Below are 24,665 nucleotides of genomic sequence, written 5' to 3' on the forward strand. Positions count from 1 at the left end.
GGGCGCGGACCGCGCCCCCGGGCCGCTGCGGAGGCGGCTCGCCACCTACTGGTACGCCTGGGCCATGATCGCCCCGGTGGTCGCCGTGATCGGGGTGATCATCGGCTGGCCGCTGGTCCGCGGCGTCTACCTGTCGCTCACCGACGCCGACGAGGCCAACGTCGAGCGCACCATCGGCGTCAACACCATCGAGGCCACCTACGAGTTCGTCGGCCTGGAGAACTACACCCGGATCCTCCAGGACGGCGACTTCTGGGACCGGCTGGGCTGGACCGTCGTGTGGACCGTGGCCTGCGTCGGCGTCACGTTCCTCATCGGCCTCGGCCTGGCCGTGATGCTCAACCGCTCCTTCCGCGGCCGCACCCTCTACCGGATGGCGCTCATCCTGCCCTGGGCCATCCCCGCGTTCGTCTCCGTCTTCGCGTGGCGGATGCTCTACAACGAGCGCAACGGCATCCTCAACAGCCTGCTGGACAAGGCCGGGATCGAGGGCGTCAGCTGGCTCTCCGACCCGACCTGGGCCAAGGTCGCCGTCATCGCCGTCAACGTCTGGCTCGGCGTGCCCTTCATGCTGATCGCCATGCTCGGTGCCCTCCAGTCCATCCCCGCCGAGCAGTACGAGGCGGCCGAGATGGACGGCGCCGGCCCCTGGCAGCGGTTCACCAACATCACGCTGCCCGGCGTCCGTTCCGTCTCCATGACCGTGGTCCTGCTGAGCACCATCTGGACCTTCAACATGTTCCCGGTGATCTTCCTGCTGACCCGCGGCGGTCCGGCCGGATCCACCGACATCCTGGTGACCGAGGCCTATCGGCTCGCCTTCGTCTCCAGCCCGCGCGACTTCGCCAACTCGGCCGCCTGGGGCGTGCTCATCCTGCTGCTCCTGGTGCTGTTCGCGATCGGCTACCGCAGGGCCCTCCGCAGGCAGGGAGAGGTGTGGTGAACATGAGTACGTCTGACACGACACGGTCCAACGCGACGCGGTCGGAGGCACACGGTGCGGGGGGACGCACGGGTCCGGCTGGCCGTGGCCGGCAGGCCGCCCGCGGCGAGCGCTCCCGGCTCGCCTCGGTCGGGCTCCACCTGACGCTGCTCGGCGCCGCGTTGATCGCGGTCTTCCCGCCGTTCTGGCTGCTGGTCACCTCCTTCAAACCGAAGAGCGACACCTTCACGCTCTCGTTCCTCTCCGGCTTCACGCTCGACAACTACGACCACGTCGTCAACGACACCGAGTTCCTCTCCTGGTTCGGCAACTCGGTGCTGATCGTGCTCGTCACCACGGTCATCGGCGTGCTCATCTCCGCCACCACCGGCTACGCGCTCAGCCGCTTCCGCTTCCCCGGCATGCGCCCGCTGATGTGGACCCTGCTGATCACCCAGATGTTCCCCATGGCGGTGCTGATCGTGCCGCTCTACAACCTGATGTCGCGCTACGGCCTGCTCAACCAGCCCGTCGCGCTCGTCGTCACCTACCTGACCATCGCGGTGCCGTTCTGCGCCTGGATGATGAAGGGCTTCTTCGACACCATCCCGGTCTCCATCGACGAGTCCGGACGGGTCGACGGCCTGTCGCCGTTCGGCACCTTCTGGCGGCTCGTCATGCCGCTGGCCAGGCCCGGGTTGGCCGTCACCGGCTTCTACACCTTCGTCACCGCCTGGGCCGAGGTCGCCTACGCCACCGCCTTCATGACAGGCGAGGAGAACCTCACCCTCGCCGGCGGCCTGCAGACCTTCGTCAACCAGCACACCCAGGACTGGCACCTGATGACCGCGGCCGCCGTGCTCATCGCCGTGCCCGCCACCCTCGTCTTCGGCTACGCGCAGCGCCACCTGCAGTCCGGCCTCACCGCCGGCGCGACGAAGTCCTGACCCGGCACCGTCGAGACCGTCCTGACCGGTCCCCAACCACACAGGGATGACATGACACAGCACCTCGCCGACCGCACCGAGCCGACCAGCCCCGGCGCCCCGAGCCGGCCCGACTGGTGGCGTGACGCTGTCATCTACCAGGTCTACCCGCGTTCCTTCGCCGACGGCGACGGGGACGGCATGGGCGACCTGCCAGGGATCCGCAGCCGGCTGCCCTACCTCGCCGAACTCGGCGTGGACGCCGTGTGGCTCAGCCCGTTCTACGCCTCGCCGCAGGCCGACGCGGGCTACGACGTCGCCGACTACCGCGCCATCGACCCCATGTTCGGCAACCTGCACGACGCCGACGCCCTCATCCGCGACGCCCACGACCTCGGCCTGCGGATCATCGTCGACCTGGTCCCTAACCACTCCTCCGACCAGCACGAGTGGTTCCAGCGGGCGCTCCGCCAGGGCCCGGGCTCCCCGCTGCGCGACCGCTACCACTTCCGCCCCGGCAAGGGGCCGACCGGTGAACTGCCGCCGAACGACTGGGAGTCCATCTTCGGCGGCCCCGCCTGGACCCGCACGAGGAACCCGGACGGCACCCCGGGCGAGTGGTACCTCCACCTCTTCGCGCCCGAGCAGCCCGACCTCAACTGGGACAACCCCGCCGTCCACGACGAGTTCCGCTCCGTGCTGCGCTTCTGGCTCGACATGGGCGTCGACGGCTTCCGCGTCGACGTCGCGCACGGCCTCATCAAGGCCGCCGGGCTGCCCGACATGGGCCACCCGGGCCAGCTCAAGCTGCTCGGCACCGACGTGCTGCCCTTCTTCGACCAGGACGGCGTCCACGAGATCTACCGCTCCTGGCGCAAGGTCCTCGAGGAGTACCCGCACCAGCGGATCGCCGTCGCCGAGGCCTGGACCCCCAACGCCGACCGCACCGCGCTCTACGTCCGCCCGGACGAGCTGCACCAGGCGTTCAACTTCCACTACCTGACCACCCCGTGGGACGCCACCGAGCTGCGCCGGGTCATCGACAGCTCGCTCGACTCCATGCGGCCCGTCGGCGCCCCCACCACCTGGGTGCTCTCCAACCACGACGTCGTCAGGCACCGCACCCGGCTCGGCGGCAGCCTGGAACGCGCCAGGGCCGCCACCCTGCTGATGCTGGCGCTGCCTGGCTCCGCCTACCTCTACCAGGGCGAGGAGCTCGGCCTGCCCGAGGTCCTCGACCTGCCGGACGAGGCGCGCCAGGACCCGGCGTTCTTCCGGCGCGGCCACCACGAAGACGCGGCCGGCGACGGCCAGGACGGCCTGCGGGACGGCTGCCGGGTGCCGATCCCGTGGACCGCCCAGGGCAGCTCCTACGGCTTCGGCGACGGCGGCAGCTGGCTGCCGCAGCCGGCGTCCTGGGGCAAGCTGTCGGTCGCCGAGCAGACCGGCGACCCCGCCGCCACCCTCGAACTGTACCGGGCGGCGCTCGCCATCCGGCGCGAGCAGCCGGCGCTCGGCGCGGGCGACCGTGTCGAGTGGCTGCCCACCCCGCCGGGCGTGCTGGCCTTCCGGCGGGAGGGGGCAGCGGGACCCGCGGTGGTCTGCGCCGTCAACACCACGGGGGAGCGCGTCGAGTTGCCGGAGATCCTGACCCCGGGCGGCAGCCTGCTGCTGGCCAGCGGCCCCGGCCACGAGGGCGCCACCCTGGCGGCCGACACCACCGTCTGGTGGCGGGAGTGACGGAACCGGGCCCGGACGCCAGGACCGCCCGACTCGCCGACATCGCCCACCAGGCCGGGGTCAGCGAGGCCACGGTCAGCCGGGTGCTCAACGGCAAGTCGGGCGTGGCGGCGGCCACCCGCCAACGGGTGCTCGCCGCCCTCGACGTCCTCGGCTACGAACGCCCGCTGCGGCTGCGGCAACGCAGCGCCGGACTCATCGGGTTGGTCATCCCCGAGCTGACCAACCCGATCTTCCCGGCCTTCGCCCAGGTCATAGAGCAGGCGCTCGCCGGCCACGGCTACACCCCGGTGCTCTGCACACAGTCGCCGGGCGGCGCCACCGAGGACGAGCTCGTCGACCAGCTCGTCGAACGCGGCGTCACCGGCATAGTGTTCCTGTCCGGGCTGCACGCCGACACCACGGCCGACCCGGCGCGCTACGCCAGGCTCACCGGGCGCGGCGTGCCGTTCGTGCTGATCAACGGCTTCAACGAGCGCGTCAACGCGCCGTTCGTCTCCCCGGACGACGGCGCGGCCGCCCGGATCGCGGTGCGCCACCTGCGGGCCCTGGGGCACGAGCGGATAGGTCTCGCCGTGGGCCCACAGCGTTTCGTGCCCGTGCAGCGCAAGGTCGCCGGCTTCGCCGCCGAGCTCGACGGGCGCGGCGTCATCCGGCACACCCTGTACAGCGTCGAGGGCGGCCAGGCCGCCACCGCCGCGCTGCTCGACGCCGGCTGCACCGGGATCGTCTGCGGCAGCGACATGATGGCGCTCGGCGCGATCCGCGCGGTGCGGCAGCGCGGCCTCGACGTGCCGACCGACGTCTCCGTGGTCGGCTACGACGACTCGGACCTGTTCGCCTTCACCGACCCGCCGCTGACCACGCTCCGGCAGCCCGTGCGGGCCATGGCGAGCGCCGCCGTCGACACCCTCCTGGAGGAGATCGGCGGCAACCTCGCGCAGCGCACCGAGTTCGTCTTCCAGCCCGAGTTGGTGGTCCGCGGCTCGACGGCGGCGGCGCCGGGTGGTCGGTGAGGGCTGCGGGGGTCCGGGGGTCGCTCCCCGGAGGATCGGGGTCAACCGCAGTTGGTGGTCCGCGGCTCGACGGCTGCGGCGCCGGCCGGCCAGGCACTCGCATCCCCCGGTCGGCCGGGCGCGTGGGGCCGGTGGGCCCTCGACCGACCGGGGGGCTGCTGGGCAAGCTAGCACTCCGAAATCTCTTGCGAAAGAGCTTGCGCACGAGCCGAGTTGGGAGGGGCCCGGATTTCCGGGGTGCGACGGTGAGGTTTCGTCCGTCGTGCGCGAGCCCTTGACCGCCCAGGCGGTCGCCCCTACGGTCTGACCGCAATCTCTTGCGGTTTCTTACGTGTTCTTGCAGGCATGGCGCGTTGCCTCGCCCACCCCCACCTCATGGAGGCGTCATGCGTACCAGACGGCTCGTCAACTCGGTGCTGGCCGGCCTGTTGGCCGTCGCCGGCTCCGTCGTCTCGCTCACCGCCGCGTCCCCCGCGCAGGCCGCGCCGCCCGGCGCCAGGGACGTCACCGCGGTCCTGTTCAACTGGAACTTCGACTCCATCGCCCGCGAGTGCACCCAACGGCTCGGCCCCGCCGGCTACGGCTACGTCCAGGTCTCCCCACCCCAGGAACAGATCCAGGGCGGCCAGTGGTGGACCGCCTACCAGCCGGTCAGCTACCGCGTCCAGAGCCGACTCGGCGACCGCGCGCAGTTCGAGAACATGGTCGACACCTGCGCCGCGGCCGGCGTCGGCGTCGTCGTCGACACCGTGATCAACCACATGACCGCGGGCAGCGGCACCGGCACCGGCGGCTCGGCCTACACCAAGTACGACTACCCGAACGCCCCCTACAGCGACTGGGACTTCAACAGCTGCCGGCAGAACATCAGCGACTACACCAACCGCGGCAACGTCCAGAACTGCGAGCTGGTCGGCCTCGCCGACCTCAACACCGGCAAGGACTACGTCCGCCAGCGCATCGCCGACTACATGAACGACCTGCTGTCGCTCGGCGTCGCCGGCTTCCGGATCGACGCGGCCAAGCACATGCCGGCCGCCGACCTGGCCGCGATCCGCGCGCTGCTCGACGACCCGAACGTCTACTGGAAGCAGGAGGTCATCCACGGCGCGGGTGAGGCCGTTCAGCCGAACGAGTACCTGGGCAACGGCGACGTCCAGGAGTTCCGCTACGGCCGCGACCTCAAGCGCGTCTTCGAGAACGAGAACCTGGCCTACCTGCGCAACTTCGGCGAGGGCTGGGGCTACCTGCCGGACGGCCCCGCGGCGGTCTTCGTCGACAACCACGACACCGAGCGCAACGGCTCCACCCTCAACTACCGCTCCGGGGCCAACTACACGCTGGCCAACGTCTTCATGCTCGCCTGGCCCTACGGCTCGCCGGACGTCCACTCCGGCTACGAGTTCTCCGACCACGACGCGGGCCCGCCCAACAACGGTCGGGTGAACGCCTGCTGGCAGGACGGCTGGAAGTGCCAGCACGCCTGGCCGGAGATCGAGTCCATGGTGGCGTTCCGCAACGCCACCAGCGGCCAGCCGGTCACCGACTGGTGGGACAACGGCAACGACGCCATCGCCTTCGGCCGCGGCGACCGCGGCTTCGTGGCCATCAACCACGAGGGCTCCGCCCTCACCCGCACCTACCAGACGTCGCTGGCCCCCGGCACCTACTGCGACGTCCAGACGGGCAACCAGGTCACGGTCAACGGCTCCCGCCAGTTCACCGCGACCCTGGGGAGCAACACCGCGCTGGCGCTCCAACCCACCTGTGGCTGACCGGTCCGCTACTCGACCGGGCTGAGCATGCCGTCCAGGATCACCGCGCCCTCGCCGAAGCGTTCGGCGAGGGCCGCTTCCAGGGGCGGTGTGGCGACCAGGACGGTGGCGGCGACCGCGTTGCGGGTGTCGTCGACGCCGGCCGAGTCGATCTCAGGGAACTCCGCCACCAGGTCCTCCTGGATCGCCATGAGCTCCGCGTAGTCCCGCTCCGCCGCCGTCAGACACAGCGGACCGTCCCACAGCTCCCGCAGCCGCTCCTCGTGGGGGGCGGGGTCGTCCGTGAAGCGGACGTTGACGATGGTGGTGTCGGCCCGTTCGTCGACCCAGCCGCCGGCGTAGCCGTCGATGGCCGAGGCGTCGGCGATCACCTCGCCCGCCGTGCCGTCCTCGACCAGGGGCCGGTCCACCGGCTCCCAACCGCCCTCGGGCTCAGGGCAGGGCGTCTCGAACGTGTCCTCGGGGGCGGGCGGCGGGCTCGGCGCGGTGGGCGGCTCGGTCAGCGTGAACCGCTCGCCGTCCCAGGTGCCGACGACGTCGTAACTGCCCCAGGTGGTGCCGGAAGCCGACTCGGCGTCGAGGCCGCTCCAGTCCCAACCGACCACCTCGACGCCGCCGGCGCACTGCGGCGGCATCGACTCCATCATCGCCCAGCACAGCCGTGGCCCCTCGTCACCGCTCTCCAACACCCCGATCGCGGTGCCCTGGTAGACGAGTTCCTCGACGACCGACGCGCCGAGCGGCGCGGACGGCTCTTCGGTGCCGCAACCGACCAGCACGAACAGCGAGACGGCGACCAGCGGGCCGGGATGCGCGAAAACTCTCCTCATACCCCTCTGATGTTGTCGACGGCCGACCGGTTCCCGCCGTGGCCACGGCCGCGGGATACCCGGACCGGCGGCCTCGCCGGCTCCCTGGGGGCCTTCGATGGCCTTCTGCCCGGCAGGGCTTACTGGCCGAGCATCCGCAGTTCGTCGCCGTTCGCCAGGCGGGCGGTGAGGTCGGTGCGGGCGCCCTCCTCGGCCGGGAGGGCCAGGGTGCGGCCCGTGGTCTCGCCGCTGACCGCGCCGTCGGCCACGATCTCGCTGACGCCCTCGCTCGCGGCTGCCACCAGGTACCAGTCGCCTGTCGGGGAGTTCCACAACACGCCGCTGAGAACGTCAGGTTGGCGCTCGCCGCAGGACGCGCTGTCCTCCGCGCTCGCCGTGACGGACGCCGGCTCCGCGGCCCGCTCTGCCGGCGGCATGAAGAAGGCGAGCGACCTGCTGCCGGTGCCCCGCCAGGTGTCGGCGCGCAGGCAGACCCAGTCGGCGGTGCCGCCGTCGTCGGGGAGCGACTGCTCGGCGAAGTGCCACGCGTTGACCGACCGCACCCCGGCACCGCCCACCAGCGGCAACTGGCAGGCCATCCGCGCCCACTGGGCCCGCGCAGCCGCCGATCCCGTCCAGTTGCCCGGCTCGCCCGGCGCGCCGCCGGTCAGCGCCGCGGGCGCCAACTCGCCCAGGTCGGCCAGCAGGTACGGATCGGCGACCCCGCGCGGGGTGACCGCGAGCGCGGCGAACGAGGCACACCGGCCCGGCTGCCCCTCGGACCCGGCGGAGACGGTACGCAGCGCGCCGGTGACGCCGTCCTCGTCGACGGCCAGTTCCTCGGTGGTGCCCGAGGGGTCGAGCAGGTCCACGGCGCCGGCCTCGGTGATCCAGGGGGCGAGCAGGTAGCGGACGTTGCCGTCGCCGCGGCCGACGACCACGGCCGCCGACGAGACGAGGTCGGCGCCGTCGACCCGGGCGAAGTCGAGCGCCACCTGGCCGCCGTCGGCGCCCGGCCGCTCGGCGTACCGCACCAGGCGCAGCCCGTCGTGCAGCAGCACCACCGAGGTGCCGCCCGCCTCGCCCGCGTACAGCAGTTGGGCCGGTCCAGGGGCCGGCCCCGTCTGGGTGCCAGGGGTCGCCGAGACCACGACGTCCTCGCCCGGCCGCGCCCACACCGCGAGCGCCCTGCGCAGCAGCCCGGTGTCGTCCACCGCTCCGCCCCTGGCCGGCCACACCGAGAAGTCGAGCCGCGCCGAGCGCTGCCAGGTGTCGGCCGGGATGCGGCGCAGCGCCTGCGGGTCGAGCGCGGCCTCGGCCGCCTCGTTGCGGCTGTAGCTGGGGGCGGCGGCGCCGTCCGGGCCCCAGCCGTCCGGCAGCAGGGTGAGGCCGCCGGCCACCACCAGTGCCAGCGCGGCGCCGCCGACGAGCGCGCGCCTGAGCAGCCGGCGGCGGCGCAGCAGGTCGGTCGGCCTGGCCTGGAGGGAGCAGGGGTCGGCGAGTTCGGCCGAGGCGGCCAGGCCGGCCGCCTCGTCGGTGGCGGCCGCGGACTCCGCCTCGCCGACGCCGGCGGCGGCCAGCAGGCGGCGGACGGCCTGCTCGTCGAGGCCGTCGACCCGGCGCAGCGCGTACGCGGCGCGGCCCGCCGGGGCGAGCTCGGCGAGCCGCTGGTCGAGGGCGACCTCCTCGGGCTCGCCCGCGCCGGGGAGCAGCCGCAGCCCCACCACCTGGGGAAGCGCCCACGGCGGGCGCGGCAGGCGGCGCCTGGCCCGGGGCGCGTCGAGCGCGGCCCGCAGCACGCGGAGCCGCAGGTAGTCGTAGCCGGCGTCGGTGCCGCCGCGTTGGGCGGGCAGGGCCGGCGGCGTGTCCCGGTCCGACGAGCCGCGGGGCAGGGCGCGTTGGGCGATGGTGTGGGCGGTGAGCACCCGCCGCTGGCGGCCGAGGGTGTGCGGCAGGACGAGGTAGGCGAGCCGCACGAGGCGCGGATAGTGCTCGACGAGCGCCGCCTCGGCCCGGTCGAGGCCGACGGGCTCGGCGGTGGCGTCGGTGGGTGCGTCGGGGGAGGTCACATCGCTGTGGAACACACCGGTGGAACGAGTGGCCGCGCGGCTGGTTACGCCGCGCGGCGGCCGGGTCAGCGTTCGAGGTAGGCGAGCACCGCGAGCACCCGGCGGTTGTCGTCGTCGGACGGCGGCAGCCCGAGCTTGGCGAAGATGTTGGAGGTGTGCTTGGCGACGGCACGCTCGGTGACGACCAGGCGCTCGGCGATGGCCGCGTTGGAACGGCCCTGCGCCATCAGCTCCATGACCTCCAGCTCGCGCGGGGTGAGCTTCTCCAGCGGGGAGTTGTGGGTGCGGCGGGCCAACAGCTGCTGGATCACCTGCGGGTCCATCGCGGTGCCGCCGCCCGCGACCCGGCGGACGGCGTCCACGAACTGGTCGGCGTCGAAGACCCGGTCCTTGAGCAGGTAGCCGACGCCGCCGGTGCCGTCGGCCAACAGCTCGCGCGCGTAGAGCTGTTCGACGTGCTGGGAGAGGACGAGCACCGGCAGCCCGGGCTGTTCGCGGCGGGCGGCCAGGGCGCACTGCAGGCCCTCGTCGGTGAACGAGGGTGGCAGCCGGACGTCCACCACGGCCACGTCGGGCCGCAGTTCGGCGAGGGCCCGGGTGAGCTCGGGGCCGTTGTCGACGGCGGCGGCGATCTCGAAGTCGTGCGCCTCGAGGAGCCGGACCAGACCGTCCCGCAACAGGAAGAGGTCTTCGGCGAGGACTACGCGCACGGGGGACTCCGGGGTGGGTGACGACGCTGCGGTCCCAACCCTATCCGCGCCGGTGCCGTGGGTCGGCCGGGCCCGGCACGGATCGGGGCGGACGGGTGCGGACGGGTGGGGTTCAGCCGCGGGGGAGCACCGTGCCGAGCACGGACGGCAGGGAGTGCCAGTCGGAGCTGACGACGCTGGCGCCGGCGGCGGCCAGTTCGGCGACCCGGGAGGCGGCCTGCGCCTCGGTGGGGTTGGTGGCGCTGATGGCGGGCGGCACGGCGTGGGCGTCGGTCATCACCACCAGATAGCCGCGGTCGGCGTACCAGCCGACGTCGATGCCGCCGGCGTAGGCGGTGGCGTCGCCGTCGAAGACCACGAACCAGGGGCGCAGCGTCGCGTCGGCGTAGCGGGAGACGCGCGGGTCGCCGGGCTCGGCGCCGTGCACGGCCGGGAAGGCGGTGGTGGTGTCCAGGGTGCCGACGGCGGCGGAGTCGCGCAGGTGGCGGGCGTACTCGACGTCGGTCCACAGGGTGTCGAGCGGATTGCCCTCCTCGACGGTGCCGGGGATGAGGTGGATCAGGAACCTGCCGGCCAGTTCGTCGCGGCTCGGCCAGCCGCCGGCCTGGACCGCCTCGTCGAGGGTGGCGTGGTCGGCGGCCAGGTCGCCGGGGCCGTAGACGGCGTCGCCGAGGATGCCGCGCACCAGCGCGTCGAACTCGGCGGGGCCGCGGCCGAGGTTGGCGGCGAAGCCGTCCTTGAGCTCGACCTTCAGCAGGATGGGCCGGTGGCCGGGGTTGGCGTCGCTCCAGACGCGGAGGTCCCGGAGGCAGCCGGCGAGCGACTGGTTGCGGGCGCCGGTCCTGAAGTCGTCGGCGGAGGAGGCGTTCTCGCAGTTGTTGACGTTGCCGAACGGGTTGCTGTGCGAGACGCGCCAGCCGCCGCCGAAGAAGTTGGTCCAGACGTCGAGCTCCAGCATGCCGGCGCCCGAGTCGAGGGCGTCGGCGAAGTACGGGAAGGTCTCCTGGAGGTAGGCGTTGTGGACGCCGACCGAGGTGGTCTCCGAGTACCCGGCGGCCCGGGGCGCGGGGTCCGCCGCCTGGGCCGGGAGGGGGGCGGTGAGGGCGAGCGCGGCGCCCAGCAGGGTCGCCACGCGCGCCAGGATCCGTGTTCTTCGCATGCGTCGCCGCCTTCGCTTCGCTGGGGGACATCAGTCAACGCGGCGTCAGCGTATGCGAGTTGGTGTTCGAGTGGGTGATGGGTGAGCGAACGGCGGGCGACGGGTGCGCCGGAGGTGCCTACTCGACGAGCGCGCAGGGGATCTCGATGGTGACCAGGGTCGGGCCGCCGGCCGGGCTGCTGAGGGCCAGCACCCCGTCGAAGGGGCCGAGCCGGCGTTCGAGACCGCGCAGCCCGGTGCCGGCGTCCAGGTCGGCGCCGCCCCGGCCGTTGTCGGTGATCGCGATCCGCAGCGTCTTCTCGGCCCGGCTGTAGTAGATGTCGAGCCAGGCGTTGCTCGCGCCGGAGTGCTTGGCGGCGTTGGTCAGCACCTCGCTGAGGGCGAAGTAGGCGGCGGACTCGACCGGTTCCTCGAGCCGCCCGGGCAGCTCGACATCCACCTCCACCGGCAGCTGCATGCGCAGCGCGAGCGCTCGCGCCGCGTCGCCGAGGCCGCGTTCGGCCAGTACCGGCGGGTGGATGCCGCGCACCAGGTCGCGCAGTTCGGTCAGCGCCTCGGCGGAGCTGGCCCGGGCCTGGGCGAGCAGCCGCCTGGCCTGCTCCGGGTCCTTCTCGATGAGCGCCTCGACGGTGCCCAGGCTCATGCCCATCGCCACCAGCCTGGCCTGGGCGCCGTCGTGCAGGTCGCGCTCGATCCTGCGGAGCTCGGCGGCGGCGCCGTCCACCGCGTCGTGCCTGGTCTCCTTGAGCCGCTCCACCCGCTGGGCCAGCAACTGCCGCTCGGAGAGCCCGATCAGGGACCTGGTCATCAGGAAGTGGCCGCGGATCAGGGGGGTGTTGACGTACTGGGCGAGCAGCCCGAAGCCGATGCCGGTCAGTGCGGCGAGCAGGGCGGTGAACCACGAGTTCACGGGCACGAAGGCGAACCAGTGGGTGCCGCCCGCGTTCACGATGGGTACCCAGACGCCGGCGAGCAGCACCAGGCCGAAGACGGCGTAGCCCAGCAGGGTGACGGGGAGCACCGCGAGGAACAGGCCGGCGACGGCATCGACGAGCAGCCAGCCGGCCTCGCGCCAGGTGGCCGGGTCGCGCAGCATCGTCACGCAGCGCTCGACCTGTCCCGCGACGCCGCGCCGGTCGCCCCTCGGCGTCCGGTAGCCGGCGGTGATGGTGACCCCGTACCAGTCGGCGGCCAGCCGGCGGCGCAGGTTGGCGTGGCCGCGGATCGCGTCGACGACGAGTGGGGTGGTGAGGACGCCGACGCCGATCGGGGTCAGGGCCACCGACACCGCGAAGAGCACGAACAGCACGGTGGAGAGACCGACCGTCAGTGGGATGAGCAGCAGTCCCCGGGCGCTCGCCAGCAGGGCGTCGCGCAGCCGTCGCCAGTCCATGTCCTTCTCGCACCTCTCGTCGGCCCGTACCGTGTGTGATCAAGTGTGCGGGTCGGTGGGGGAGCGCGTCACGGGGGTGGGCCGCCCGACGCCGGGGTGTACCTGGGTACACCCGGTGGGTGGCCGGGAACGGCGGAGGGCGCGCCCGCCGGATGGCGGACGCGCCCTCGACAGCGCCGCTGGTGCCTCCCCGGTCCCACGCCCGAGCTGCTGGCCGTGGGCCGGGGAGACGTCTTGGAGGGCCGGAGACCGGTCAGACCAGGCCGGCGGAGGCCAGCTCGGTGCAGACCGTGTCGACCAGGAGCCGGGTGACGACGTACGGGTCGCAGTTGGCGTTGGGGCGGCGGTCCTCGATGTAGCCCTTCTTGTCCCGCTCGACCTGCCACGGGATGCGGACCGAGGCGCCGCGGTTGGAGACGCCGTAGCTGTACTGGTCCCAGGGGGCGGTCTCGTGGGCGCCGGTGAGGCGGTCCTCGACGCCGACGCCGTAGTTCTTGATGTGCTCCAGCGGCTTGCCGTCCTTGCCCAGGGACTCGCACGCGGCGATGATCGCGTCGTAGCCCTCGCGCATGGCCTTGGTGGAGAAGTTGGTGTGCGCGCCCGCGCCGTTCCAGTCGCCCTTGGCCGGCTTCGGGTCCAGGGTGGCGGAGACGCCGAAGTCCTCGGCGGTGCGGTAGAGCAGCCAGCGCGCGATCCACAGCTGGTCGGAGACCTCGAGCGGGGAGAGCGGGCCGACCTGGAACTCCCACTGGCCCGGCATGACCTCGGCGTTGATGCCGGAGATCCCGAGGCCGGCCTTGAGGCAGTTCTCCAGGTGCGCCTCGACGACGTCACGGCCGTAGATCTCGTCCGCGCCGACGCCGCAGTAGTAGCCGCCCTGCGGGGCGGGGAAGCCGTTCTCCGGGAAGCCGAGCGGGCGGGAGCCCTTGAAGAAGGTGTACTCCTGCTCGATGCCGAAGATCGGCTCCTGGGTGGCGAACTGCTCGGCGATCGGACGCAGCAGGGCACGGGTGTTGGAGACGTGGGGCGCGCCGTCGGCGACGTTGTAGACCTCGTTGAGCACCAGGACGTGGTCGCCGCCGCGGATCGGGTCCGGGTAGGTGGCGACCGGCTTGAGGATGCAGTCGGAGGCGTGGCCCTCGGCCTGGTTGGTGCTGGAGCCGTCGAAACCCCACTCCGGCGGCTCGGCGCCGTCCGCGACGATCTTGGTCTTCGAGCGCAGCTTGGCGGTCGGCGACGTGCCGTCGATCCAGATGTACTCGGCCTTGTAGCTCACGGTCGTGCTCCTCCGGGAGGTTCGCGGGTGCGTCACAGCGCTGCCCAAACCATCACCACCAGGCATTTCCCGTCAGTTGCCCGTCTGTTAAGGCGGTGTGAACTACGTTTCGGCGGGAACGGCGCGGACTCGTGATCGGCACACGGCCTACGCTTGGCCGTCGCGATCGGAAGGAAGAGACCGCATGAGGATCGGACTGCTCGGAACCGGCCCCTGGGCGCGCCTGACCCAGGGACCCGCGCTCGTCGAGCACCCGGAGACGGAACTCGTGGGGGTCTGGGGCCGCAGGCCCCAGGCCGCGACCGAGCTCGCCGGACATCTCGGCACCCGGGCCTACGACGGCGCGGACGAGTTGTTCGCGGACTGCGAGGCGGTGGCGTTCGCGCTGCCGCCGGACGTGCAGGCACCCCTCGCGGCGCGGGCCGCGGCGGCCGGCTGTCACCTGCTGCTCGACAAGCCGGTCGCCACCACGGTGGCCGGGGCCAGGGAGCTGGCGGCCGCGGTGGAGTCGGCCGGGGTGGCCTCGGTGGTGTTCTTCACGCTGCGGTTCGCGCCCGAGACCGCCGCCTGGGTGGCCGCGCAGAGCGGCGCCGACGGCTGGCTGACCGGGCGCGCCGACTGGTTCTCGCCGGTGTTCGGCGGCGCGGACACGCCCTACTCGGACTCGCTCTGGCGCATGGAGCGCGGCGCCCTGTGGGACGTCGGCCCGCACGCCCTGTCACTGCTGCTGCCGCCGCTCGGCGACATCACGGGCCCGGAGGGCGTGGTGGCGGCGCGCGGCCCGGGGGACATGGTGCACGTGGCGCTGCGGCACGTCTCGGGCGCGTCGAGCACCATCACGGTCTCGCACACCGTGCCGCCGCAGGCGTCCGTGGTCACCGCGGAACTGCGCGGCGCCGCCGGGGTGACCACGCTGCCGGAGCGGGGGGACGGCGGGGCGGTGCGGCCCTGCCTGCGGGCCCTCGACGCGCTGGTCGAGTCGGCCCGCACGGGCCGGCCGCACCCGTGCGACGTCCGGTTCGGGCTGCGGGTGACGGAGATCCTGGCGCTGGTGGACGAGAAGCTGCCGCCTGCGCACCGCTGAGGCTCCCTGTCAGAAGCGCAGCTCCCAGTCCTCGCCGTTGGCCGGTACGCCGAACTTCGTGTGCGGCGTGCTGGCCACCATCGTGAACCCCATGGCCTGGTAGATGCGGCGGGCGCTGGCGAGGATCTCGTTGGTCCACAGCACCATGCCGTGGTAGCCGCCGGCGCGGGCGAAGGCGAGGGCCTCGCCGACCAGCGCCTGCCCGATGCCCAGGCCCCGGGCGGCCGGCTCCACCAGCAGCAGCCGCAGCCGGGCCGCCGGCCGCCCGTCGAGCGTGTCGCCCTCGTCCACGCAGAACACCGACCCCACCGGCTCACCGGCGCGTTCGGCGATCCAGCAGGCCTGCCGAGCCGGTTCCCGGGCGGCGGCGAACCGGGCCACCGCGTCGGCGACCAGTGCCTCGAAGGCCGCGTCGAAGCCGTAGGCGTCGGCGTAGCGGACGGCGTGCCGCTCGATCACCCAGCCCAGCTCGCCGGTCTTCGGCGGGCGCAGCCGGAACCCGGGCTCGGGCGACGGGCGGCGGCCCAGGCCGAGCAGTCCGGCGACGGTGTCCAGCGCGGCCAGCAGCCGCTCGCGGTCGGCGCTCGGCAGCCTGGCGATCTGCTCGCCGATCACCTCGGAAGAGCGGGCGTCGAGCAGGGCGGCCGCCTCCCGCCCGGCGCCGGTGAGGGAGACCAGCTGGCGGCGCGAGTCGGCCGGGTCGCGCTCCCGGACGAGCAGCCCGGCGGCCTCGGCCTGCGCCAGGAGCCGGCTGAGCTGGCCGGCGTCCATGTCGAGCGCGCGGCGTAGCTCGGTGGTCCTGGCCCACCCGCCGCCGCCCAGCTCGTAGATGAGGCGGGCCTCGGGCAGCGAGTAGGGGGTGCCGGTGCGGCGCGCGTAGTCGTAGGCGCCGACCAGCCTGACGTAGTCGCGGTTGAACTCCCTGATCCGGCGCACGGCCTCGGCCGTCGACGGCGGGCCCGGAGTCCCGGTCGCCGCCGCCATCGTTGACTCGGTCATTGACTCAGTCAAACGTATACGGTGAGCGGCGTCAACGGCCGCGACAGCTCGCCGGGCGCCGGGCACGCATGAGACGGCCCGTGCCGGGGGCGCGGGCCGTCTCGGGGGGTGGGCTCAGGCGGCCGGACGGCGGCCGAGGGCCGCGGTCACCTCCTGCACGTTGGCGTAGGTCCGGTCTGTCGGCAGCCGCCGCACCGTCTCCACCAGAACGTCCGGGGCGTGCGTCTCGTCCAGCGTGCGCAGCAGCGTCCGGCGGTCGGCCGGGAACACGCTGCGCCGCAGATGGCGAGCCAGCTCGAAACGGAACGCCTCGTCCTCGGCCTCCCGGGGGCCGCCCGCGCTCTGCCGCGGGACGGGTCCGTCGACCAGCGCGGGGTCGTCCTCCGCGGCCGGCTCCTGGTCCCGCCACTCCTCGGCCCTGGTCGGGTGCTCGGAGCGCAGCATGCCCTGGAGGTCGTGCTTCATCAGGTCGTCACGATGGACGTTGAGACGGTTGCTGCCCCGTTGCTGCATGGCTGTACCTCCTAGCCTCGGGGCGCCCCGGGTACCCAGCGGCGGGCGGCCGACACGGGTCTCCTTCGGCGCGAGGTGCTACTTCGCGTCCTCCAGCTGGAACTCGAGCGTGAGGTCCTGGGCGCCGGCGTCCGGCCCCGACTCCCGCACCCGCTGCACCTGGATCAGCGAGTCCCGCAGGTTGCCGAGCCACTCGTCGGTGTTCTGGGCGACGAGCCGCACGCACCAGGCGAGCGCGTCGCTGCGGCTGCGCGCCACCCCGCCGGCGATCAGCGTGTCGAGGACCATCCGCTCCGACTGCCGCAGCCGGCTCATCACGGGCGCCGACATGTGGGTGAACATCGTCAGGTTCTCGCCGCACCGCACGCCCCAGGAAAGCTGCCTGCGGAAGCGGATGTTGGCCTCCCGGGCGATCTCCACCCTGCTCATCCGGGTACGCTCGCGGAACTCCGTCACCCGCCCCTCCAGAGCCGCCTCGCGCTCGGTCTCGGTCGCGCCGGGAGGCAGCTCGGGCTCCGCCAGCCGGCCGATGACCGTGATCTCCTCGCGGTCGATGACGACCTCCGCGAGCTCCGTGAACCACCCCTCGGGCAGCCGCCCCGCGATCCAGCCGCGCAGCTCCTGCTGCCCCTTCTCTGTAATCATGTAATCAACGTTACTCAGTTGTGGGTGCGGGCGCCAGCCGGGTGCTCGATTACCTCGATCGGACCATTAGGGGATACTGGACATAGCTCACATGGGCGGATCGGAGTGCGAAGGAGGATCGCCATGTCCGACGTCTCACACCGCCACCGGGCGGATCTCGCGGGTCATCCGGACGAGATGGAAATGCGGCAGCGGTATAACCGGGTAATGGGCGGCCGCGACGTGGCGTTGGTCGACGCCCCGCTGTTCCTGGCCGGGTTGTACGCCGCGGTGTCGTCTTACACGCTGCACTTCACGACCGCCCAGCCGGGGTTGTCCACCAACAACCTCATCATGGGCATCGCCGTCGCCGTACTGGCACTCGGGCTCAGCCGGGCCGAGAACATGCGCGGGCTCAGCCTCGCCATCGCCGGCATCGGGATTTGGCTGGCCATTTCGCCGTGGGTCGTCGGGCGCCATCCCGACGCGGGCATGATCGTCAGCAACATCGTCGTGGGGGCGGTGATCCTCCTGCTCGCCCTGGTCAGCGCCGGAGTCGGGCTCATGAGGCGGGGACGGCGCCGACGGGAGGCGGCCGCCGCGCAACAGCGCTGAGCCGGCCGCGCCGGGCCGGGGGCGCCGGATTCCCGCACCCCCGGCCGTTTCACACGGCCCTGGTAGCAGGCAAAATGGCGTGGTAACTTCACGCTTCGTCATCGGCAGGGGTACCGACTTTTTTGGGGGAGGGTCGGTGGTGATAAGGACGCCGGGCGAGTCGCACCAGGAGTACCTGCGACTCAAGGCCACATTGGTCAACGAGCTCTGCGAACTGGATTGTGTCCGGGACCCGGCACTCCGCTTCGAGTTCGGCCAGACCGTCGGCGAATATCTCGGCAGACACGTCGACCTGCTGGGCAGGGACGCGCGCAACGACATGGTGGTCCTGGTGAGCGCCGTGTTACGCGAGCGCGAACAGGGGGTCGAGGCCCTCCTGTTCGCGGTGGGCCTGCACAGCGGTGAGGAGATCGCCTCCGAGGTCCGCGCCAGGATCGACGGGCTCGCCCCCGTGCTGCCCGACCACGACGCCGGGGTGGCCCGCAAGCTGCTGCGGGAGGCGGCCGTTCCCGGGCCGGCGCTGCACGCCGCGCTCACCCGCGCGCTCCACCTGGAGACGCCGGAACACCTCTCCGCGGGCGACCTGTTCGACCACCTGCTGGATGTCCCCGCCCAACCGGACGGCCTGCTGCCGGCCGTGCTGTTGCTCGAGTGCGCCGCCCAACTCGCCGCCACCGCCCAGGCCACCAGGCTCCGCGACTGGTGCGAGGCATGGGCCGCCAGCGCCGGCGCCCTGGACGCCCTGCGCGAGCGCCGCCGGCGGCTGGCCAGCATCGCGGCCCCCGACGACACCATCCCCAAGTGCCTGGTCGTCATGGTCGACCCGGCCGACGACGGCTCGCCCGACGTCTTCGTCCGCTACTGGATCAACGAGCTCCCCGGCTACTGGGACCCGCGCTCCGGCGAGTCCGAGGTCACCACGCTCGACGGCCTCTCGGGCGCCGTGGAGCGCGCCATCCGGCAGGGCGAGCGGCTCTGGGCCGACCTGCCGGAAGACGACGCGGAGCCCGCCTACGTCGAGTTCGTCCTGCCCTACTCGCTCCTCAACCACGACGTGGCACGGCTCGAACTCGGCACCGACACCGGCGACCCGGTCCCCATCGGCCCCCGCTACCTCGTCCACCTCCGCAGCCTCGAACGGATGCGCGACCGGAACCCGATCCAGCACCGCGCCTGGCGCGCCCGCTGGAAGACCCTCAGCCGGGGCCCGGTCACCCAGGCCCACCACTGGTGGGCCGCCGACCCCGCCGAACTGCCGCGCTGGCGCCAGGCCCTCTTCCAGAACGACCGGCTGACCGCCGTCACCATGGACGCCCCGGCCATCGAGGGCCACGGCCTCGAACCGCTCAAGGCCGCCATCGCCGAGGGCGTCGGCCTCGCCCTCTGGGACCGCAGGCCCGAGTCCGACCCCATGGCCCGCGAGATGATGCGCCTCCTCATCGGCTTCCAGCACGCCCAACTCCCGCGCAAGGTGCTGCAGATGCGGATCCTGGCCGAGACGGACGTCGAAGGACTTCAGCAACTCGGCCGGAACATCGCGCTCTTCTGGGATGATCCCTTCCGACTCATCGACTGCGAGGAGGTTCCGGCGTGACCGAGTCAGAGTCCCCGGCGGCGGATGGCACGACCGGCCCCGAGGGGCGCGACTCCTGGCGGATCTTCCACGGCACCGGCGTGCCGCCGAAGGACGGCCCGGCCGCCATCCCCGCGCCGCCCCCCTGGCGCGAGTTCAGCGGCGAGCCCCTGCAACCGCCGCCACCCGAGGACGACCGGGCCGCGCGCCGCCGGCTCGGCGGCGCCACCGTCGCCAGGCCCAACCTGCGCGACGAGGAGATCGACACCGTCAACGCCGCCCTGGTGCTGCGCCGCCCCCTGCTCGTCACCGGGCCGCCAGGCGTCGGCAAGTCCACCCTCGCCTACCTCGCCGCCAGGGAACTCGGCCTCGGCCGGGTCCTCCAGTGGAGCATCGTCAGCCGCACCACCCTGCGCGACGGCCTCTACGAGTACGACTCCATCGGTCGCGCCCAGGCCATCGCCGCCTGGCGGGCCGGCGGCCCCACCGAGCCCGGCGGCGTCCCGCCGGAACAGCCGCCTTACCTCGGCGACTTCATCACCCTCGGCCCGCTCGGCACCGCCCTGCTCGGCTGGGAGCGCCCCCGGGTGCTGCTGATCGACGAGCTCGACAAGAGCGACATCGACCTGCCCAACGACCTGCTGCACGTCCTGGAGAACGGCAGCTACGAGATCCCCGAGCTGATCCGCGGCGCCCTGCGGGACGCCAGCGTCTTCACCGACGACCCCGAGCGGCGCGCCGAGATCGTCGGAGGCCGCGTCGAGTGCCGCGAGTTCCCCCTGGTCGTCATCACCAGCAACGGCGAGCGCGAGTTCCCGGCCGCGTTCCGCCGCCGCTGCCTCCCCCTCGAGATGCTGCCGCCGAGCCGCCAGCAGCTGCTCGCCATCGTCGCCAGCCACCTGCGCCGCAGCCCCGAGGGCGTCACCGCCCTCGTCGACGACTTCGAACGACGCGTGCGGGACGGCGGCACCCAGTCCGTCGACCAGTTGCTGAACGCCGTTCAATTGACCACGGCCGGTGGTTTCCAGAGGGATGAGGACGGGCGTAAGCTGATCGAGATGCTCCTCCGCGACCTCGCGAAAGGCCGCTGATGAACGGCTTTCCCCGGGAGCGTGCACCCGCCCCCCGCGACCAGGCGCGGCAGGCCACCGCCGGCGATCCCGACTGGTGGGAGATCGCCGACGCGGCCTGGCTCACGGCGACCCGGTTGGCAGCCGGGGCGGAGCCGGGCGACGACCGCCCAGCACGCCACCAGCGCGAGACCGGTCAGCCGCGGCCGGCGCCCGCCGACCCCGCACCGAGTGCCGACGCCCCCTCCCGGCCCCCGCACACCCCGGTCCCGCCGCCGACCGGGCACACCGGCGACCCCGCGCAGCCCCCGCCGCGCGAGCCGGCACCGAACACCGCCACGGCCCCGGTCGCGCCGGTTCGCGCCACCGAAGACCTCGGCGCGCCCCCACGCGCCTCCGCCGCGCCGTCGCCCGCACCCGTCCGCCTCGCCAAGGCCCTGCACGGGCTGCGCCGCCGCGTGCCGTCCCGCAGCCGCGCCGTCCTCGACGAGGAGCGCACCGCCAGGCACGGCATCACCGACGACCTGTGGATCCCCTACCTGCGGCCGGCCGGCGAGACCGCCCTCGACCTCGTGGTGCTCGCCGACGACGGCCCCACCATGCGGATCTGGGACGACGCCGTCGCCTCGCTCGCCACCGAGGCCGAGCGCAGCGGCGCCTTCCGCGACGTGCGCGTGGTGCGCCTGGCGTTACCCCGCGACGGCGAGGCCACGCTGCGCTGGCCGGGCGGCCGCGAAGGCGACCCGGCCGAGCTCATCGACGCCCGCGGCACCCGCGTCCACCTCGTCGTCACCGACGGGCTCGGCCACGGCTGGGCCTCTCCCACGGCCGACGCGCTGCTGGAGCGCCTCACCGCGGGCGGCCCCACCGCGCTGGTCCACCTGCTGCCCACCTACCTCTGGCACCGCACCTCGCTCAACCCCTTCCGCGCCGAGCTGGCCGCCGGCGGTTTCGCCGCGCCCAACGGCAGGGTCGGCCACCGCCCGCCCCCCGCCGGGGCCGACCCGCTGCGCCCCCCGCCGACCCCGCCGGGCGACCCGGTGCCCGTGCCGGTGCTCAGCCTCAAGCCCGAGCCCTTCACGGCCTGGGCCGCCGTCGTCGCCGGCGAGAGCGGCGTGCGGCGTGCCCTCCCCTTCGTGCTGGCCGGCACCCTCGCCCAGGGCACGCCCACCCCGGGGCTCCGCGCCCCCCGGGCCGCCAACCAGCGCACCGCGGCCGCCGCCGTCGCCAGGTTCGCCTCCCTCGCCAGCCCGACCGCCCGCCGGCTCGCCTCTCAACTCGCGGCGGTCCCCTTCGAGTTCGACCTCATCGAGGAGCTGTGCCGGCGCGCGTTCCCCGAGGCGCGCCCGGTCCACATCGCGGAGATCATGATGGGCGGCCTGCTCGACTGGACCCGCACCAGGCACGGCGGCGCCCCCGACTTCGCGCCCGGCATCCGCGAGGCACTGCTCGCCACCGGCAGCCGCACCCAACTCGCCCGCACCGTCAGCCTGTTCGCCGAGCTGAGCGGCGGCAGGGGCCGGGGCGCCAGCCTCAAGGCCGCCCTCAAGGACCCGGAGGGCGCCGCACTGCCCGAGCTCACCGAGGAGAACCGCGCCTGGCTGCCGATCGAGATCGCCGTCCTGAAGGCGCTCTCCGGCCCGTACGCCCGCCGCGCCGCGCGCGTCGCCGGCCTGGCCGATGGCCGCACCCGACGTGAGGTCCTGACTCCACCCGGTGACAACCGTGTGAATCAGGGCATACAGCAAGCAGGACCACGCGACCCGCACGGAGGCGGTGTGCCGACGCCGTCACCCGACACTCCAGAAATCTCAGCTCGGAAGGCCGACCAGGACATGGCGCCCAACACGTCAGCAACCCGTTACCCGCGCATCGGGCAGCCGCGGATCATGGGGAACGTACCGCCGAAGAACCCCAACTTCACCGGGCGCGAAAGCCTTTTGACTGCGGTCGAGCAACAGCTTCGTAGCGAGGTGACGGCCGCCGTGCTGCCGCACGCGCTGCACGGCATGGGCGGCGTCGGCAAGTCGCAGATCGCCATCGAGTACGTCTACCGGCACAGCCACGAGTACAACGTCATCTGGTGGATCCCCGCCGAACAGGACAGCCTGATCCTCGGCGCCCTCGCCGACCTCGCCCGCGCCCTCAACCTGGACGTCGGGCCGCAGGCCAACACCGCCGTCCCGGCCGTCCGCGAGGCGCTGCGCAGCGGCAAGCCCTACGACAACTGGCTCCTGGTCTTCGACAACGCGGAGGACATCGAAACCGTACGCGGCTACTTCCCGACCGGCGGCCCCGGCAAGATCATCGTCACCTCACGCAACCGGGACTGGGAGCGCGTGGCCAACCCGCTCACGGTCAACGTGTTCGAGCGCGAGGAGAGCGTCGCCCTCCTCCAACGCCGTTCCCGTGACCTCAGCGCTCAGGAGGCCGACGAGCTCGCCGAGGCCCTCGGCGACCTGCCGCTCGCCATCGAACAGGCCGGCGCCTGGCACGCCGCTACCGGCATGCCCGTCTCCCAGTACCTCACGTTGCTCAACGAGCGCCGTCCCGGCATCCTGGAGCTCGATCCCTCGCCCGACTACCCGGTGTCGGTGGCCGCCGCCTGGAACATCTCGCTCGACCGGCTCTCCCAGACCAACCCGGCCGCCCGTCAACTCCTCGAGGTCTGCGCCTGCATGGCCCCCGAGCCGATCCCGCAGAGCATGTTCAGGGGCACCCGCAACGTGGAGGTCAGCCCCGAACTCGACCCGATCCTGCGCGACCCGGTGCTGCTCGCCAGGGCCACCCGGGATCTCAGCAAGCTCTCCCTGATCAAGCTCGACCACAAGAACGGCACCATCCAGCTGCACCGCCTGATGCAGACCGTCCTGTTGGCCGGCCTCTCCGCTGAGGAGGCAGCGAGGCGGCGTACCTCCGCTCAGGTGCTGCTGGCCGCCGCCACGCCGGGCAATGCCCGCAGCACCGACCAATGGCCGGCCTACCAGGCCCTGGTGCCGCACGTGATCGCCTCCGGCGCGGTGCACAGTGCCGACCCCTGGGTGCGGCAGCTGGTGGACGGCGTCGTGCGTTACCTCTACAACTGGGGTGCGCACCAGGCCTCGGCCGACCTGGCGCGTGAGGCGTGGACGGCCTGGCAGGCGCAGTCCGGCGAGGAGAACCTCACCGTCATCCAGATGTCCAAGTGGCTGGCGTTCGTGCTGCGCGTGCTCGGCCACACCGACGAGGCCTTCGTCCTCAACACCCGGGCCCTGGAAGTCTGCCGCACCACGGACGTGCCTGACGAGGAACTGCTCGATTCCATGAGCCAGATGGCCGGTTCGCTGCGCTACCGCGGCGCGTTCCGCGAGGCCGTGGCGCTGGACACCGAGGCGTACGACCGCGCCCGCGACCTGTTCGGCCCGGAGGACCCCGCCACCCTGGCGGCTGCCCACAACCTCGGCGTCTCCCTACGGCTCGTCGGCGACTTCGTCGCGGCCAGGGAACTGGACGAGGAGACCGCCAGGCAGTGGGAGCTGTTGTATGGTCCGGCCCACGTCCAGACCCTCCAGACGGTGAACGGCTTGGCCATCGACATCTGCGAGGCCGGCGACTTCTCGGCGGCCCGCGCGATGCAGGAGGAGACCTACCGCATCTATCGCAACGTGTTGGGCGAGGACAACGCGGCCACCATCCGCGCTGCCCGCAACCTGGCGGTCTGCCGGCGCAGGGACGGCCTCTACGCCGATGCCAGCGCGCTGGGCGAGGAGACCCTGGAGCGGTTCATCACCCGCTACGGTTCGGACTACCCGGACACCCTCAGTGCCGCCATCAACACCAGCGTGGACCGGCGGCTGCGCGGTGACCTGCCCGCCGCCCACGAGCTCGGCGCCCGGGTGCTGGCCCGTTATCGGGAGGGCATGGGCGACCGGCACGCCTACACCTTGACGGCCATGGTGAACCACGCGGCGACGCTGCGCGCCGAGGGAGACCTCAACGGGGCCGACCGGCTGCACGCCAAAGCGGCCGGGCTGTTCCGTGAAACGCTGGGGGAGCGGCACGTCTCGGCGCTGGTCTGCGACCTCGGCCAGGCCAGCAACCACTACGCGCGCTTCGACTTCGGGCGTGCCAGGGCCCTCGACGAGGCGACGCTCACCGCGCTGGCCGAGGTGTCGGGCCCCAACCACCCCCTGACTCACGTGTGCCGCGCCAACCTGTCCCTCGACCTGCGTGGCCTCGGGCTGAGCGAGGAGGCCGACACGGTCAACGCGGAAGCAGTCAAGGGTCTTTCCGAGATCCTGAACCCTGACCACCCCTGGCTGATGGCCGCGCGCATGCACCAGCGGATCGAGTCCGACCTGGCGCCCATGCCGATGTAGCGCACCGCGCCCCAGCGCTCGCCCGAGGAGACTC

Annotated in this window: 19 protein-coding genes; 10 read left to right on the forward strand and 9 right to left on the reverse strand. The window is 72.9% G+C overall.

Going from position 1 to position 24,665, the window contains the following annotated elements; all coding sequences use genetic code 11:
* Positions 1–25: 25 nt before the first annotated feature.
* From ACFWI8_RS10410 to ACFWI8_RS10430, 5 genes are all read left to right on the forward strand, one after another.
* On the forward strand, positions 26–943 hold the full coding sequence (locus tag ACFWI8_RS10410) for a carbohydrate ABC transporter permease (RefSeq protein ID WP_387088498.1): 918 nt from the start codon (positions 26–28) through the stop codon (positions 941–943).
* A 2-nt stretch (positions 944–945) separates the two neighbouring features.
* Complete coding sequence (locus ACFWI8_RS10415; protein ID WP_387088192.1) at positions 946–1,869, forward strand: sugar ABC transporter permease; 924 nt, start codon at positions 946–948, stop codon at positions 1,867–1,869.
* Positions 1,870–1,920: 51 nt separating this feature from the next.
* Entirely contained in the window at positions 1,921–3,588 is a 1,668-nt protein-coding gene (locus tag ACFWI8_RS10420; protein WP_387088195.1) for a glycoside hydrolase family 13 protein, read from the forward strand.
* Positions 3,573–4,604, forward strand: coding sequence for a LacI family DNA-binding transcriptional regulator (locus ACFWI8_RS10425; protein ID WP_387088501.1), 1,032 nt, complete (start codon positions 3,573–3,575; stop codon positions 4,602–4,604). The genes ACFWI8_RS10420 and ACFWI8_RS10425 overlap by 16 nt, the downstream gene beginning before the upstream one ends.
* A 386-nt stretch (positions 4,605–4,990) precedes the next feature.
* Entirely contained in the window at positions 4,991–6,379 is a 1,389-nt protein-coding gene (locus tag ACFWI8_RS10430) for an alpha-amylase family protein (RefSeq protein ID WP_387088198.1), read from the forward strand.
* A gap of 8 nt (positions 6,380–6,387) precedes the next feature.
* Here ACFWI8_RS10430 and ACFWI8_RS10435 read toward each other — a convergent pair whose 3' ends face one another.
* The 6 genes from ACFWI8_RS10435 to glnII form a co-directional block, all read right to left on the reverse strand.
* Positions 6,388–7,209 (reverse strand): hypothetical protein, encoded by an 822-nt coding sequence (locus ACFWI8_RS10435; protein WP_387088201.1) that lies wholly within the window; start codon positions 7,207–7,209, stop codon positions 6,388–6,390.
* A 119-nt stretch (positions 7,210–7,328) separates the two neighbouring features.
* Entirely contained in the window at positions 7,329–9,257 is a 1,929-nt protein-coding gene (locus ACFWI8_RS10440) for a hypothetical protein (protein WP_387088204.1), read from the reverse strand.
* Positions 9,258–9,322: 65 nt separating this feature from the next.
* Positions 9,323–9,967 carry a response regulator transcription factor gene (locus tag ACFWI8_RS10445; protein WP_311601919.1) on the reverse strand — a complete coding sequence of 215 codons (645 nt, stop codon included), beginning with the start codon at positions 9,965–9,967 and terminating at the stop codon, positions 9,323–9,325.
* A gap of 112 nt (positions 9,968–10,079) precedes the next feature.
* The gene (locus ACFWI8_RS10450; RefSeq protein WP_387088208.1) at positions 10,080–11,126 is read right to left on the reverse strand and encodes a phosphatidylinositol-specific phospholipase C domain-containing protein; all 1,047 of its coding nucleotides are present in this window, start codon (positions 11,124–11,126) and stop codon (positions 10,080–10,082) included.
* 118 nt (positions 11,127–11,244) lie between these two features.
* On the reverse strand, positions 11,245–12,519 hold the full coding sequence (locus ACFWI8_RS10455; RefSeq protein ID WP_387088211.1) for a sensor histidine kinase: 1,275 nt from the start codon (positions 12,517–12,519) through the stop codon (positions 11,245–11,247).
* A gap of 253 nt (positions 12,520–12,772) precedes the next feature.
* A complete protein-coding gene (glnII, locus tag ACFWI8_RS10460; protein ID WP_387088214.1) occupies positions 12,773–13,795 on the reverse strand; it encodes a glutamine synthetase in 1,023 nt (340 codons plus the stop codon).
* A 184-nt stretch (positions 13,796–13,979) separates the two neighbouring features.
* Here glnII and ACFWI8_RS10465 point away from each other — a divergent pair, with 184 nt between their 5' ends.
* Positions 13,980–14,879, forward strand: a complete 900-nt coding sequence (locus ACFWI8_RS10465; RefSeq protein WP_387088217.1) for a Gfo/Idh/MocA family protein — start codon at positions 13,980–13,982, stop codon at positions 14,877–14,879.
* Positions 14,880–14,888: 9 nt separating this feature from the next.
* On the opposite strand, the gene ACFWI8_RS10470 is transcribed toward ACFWI8_RS10465, so the two are convergent.
* The 3 genes from ACFWI8_RS10470 to ACFWI8_RS10480 form a co-directional block, all read right to left on the reverse strand.
* Positions 14,889–15,878 (reverse strand): GNAT family N-acetyltransferase, encoded by a 990-nt coding sequence (locus tag ACFWI8_RS10470; protein ID WP_387088220.1) that lies wholly within the window; start codon positions 15,876–15,878, stop codon positions 14,889–14,891.
* Between the two features lie 114 nt (positions 15,879–15,992).
* Complete coding sequence (locus ACFWI8_RS10475; RefSeq protein WP_387088223.1) at positions 15,993–16,391, reverse strand: DUF2795 domain-containing protein; 399 nt, start codon at positions 16,389–16,391, stop codon at positions 15,993–15,995.
* A 78-nt stretch (positions 16,392–16,469) separates the two neighbouring features.
* Complete coding sequence (locus ACFWI8_RS10480; RefSeq protein ID WP_387088226.1) at positions 16,470–17,036, reverse strand: hypothetical protein; 567 nt, start codon at positions 17,034–17,036, stop codon at positions 16,470–16,472.
* Positions 17,037–17,159: 123 nt separating this feature from the next.
* On the opposite strand from ACFWI8_RS10480, the gene ACFWI8_RS10485 reads away from it, so the two are divergent.
* The 4 genes from ACFWI8_RS10485 to fxsT all read left to right on the forward strand — a co-directional run bounded on the left by ACFWI8_RS10485 (position 17,160) and on the right by fxsT (position 24,631).
* Positions 17,160–17,630 carry an SPW repeat protein gene (locus tag ACFWI8_RS10485; protein ID WP_311601929.1) on the forward strand — a complete coding sequence of 157 codons (471 nt, stop codon included), beginning with the start codon at positions 17,160–17,162 and terminating at the stop codon, positions 17,628–17,630.
* Positions 17,631–17,766: 136 nt separating this feature from the next.
* On the forward strand, positions 17,767–19,224 hold the full coding sequence (locus ACFWI8_RS10490) for a hypothetical protein (protein ID WP_387088229.1): 1,458 nt from the start codon (positions 17,767–17,769) through the stop codon (positions 19,222–19,224).
* Positions 19,221–20,294 carry an AAA family ATPase gene (locus ACFWI8_RS10495; RefSeq protein ID WP_387088232.1) on the forward strand — a complete coding sequence of 358 codons (1,074 nt, stop codon included), beginning with the start codon at positions 19,221–19,223 and terminating at the stop codon, positions 20,292–20,294. The genes ACFWI8_RS10490 and ACFWI8_RS10495 overlap by 4 nt, the downstream gene beginning before the upstream one ends.
* Positions 20,294–24,631, forward strand: a complete 4,338-nt coding sequence (gene fxsT / locus ACFWI8_RS10500; protein WP_387088235.1) for an FxSxx-COOH system tetratricopeptide repeat protein — start codon at positions 20,294–20,296, stop codon at positions 24,629–24,631. The genes ACFWI8_RS10495 and fxsT overlap by 1 nt, the downstream gene beginning before the upstream one ends.
* Positions 24,632–24,665: the final 34 nt, after the last annotated feature.

Source organism: Streptomyces sp. NPDC127098 (assembly GCF_042722465.1).
Classification (GTDB): domain Bacteria; phylum Actinomycetota; class Actinomycetes; order Streptomycetales; family Streptomycetaceae; genus Streptomyces; species Streptomyces millisiae.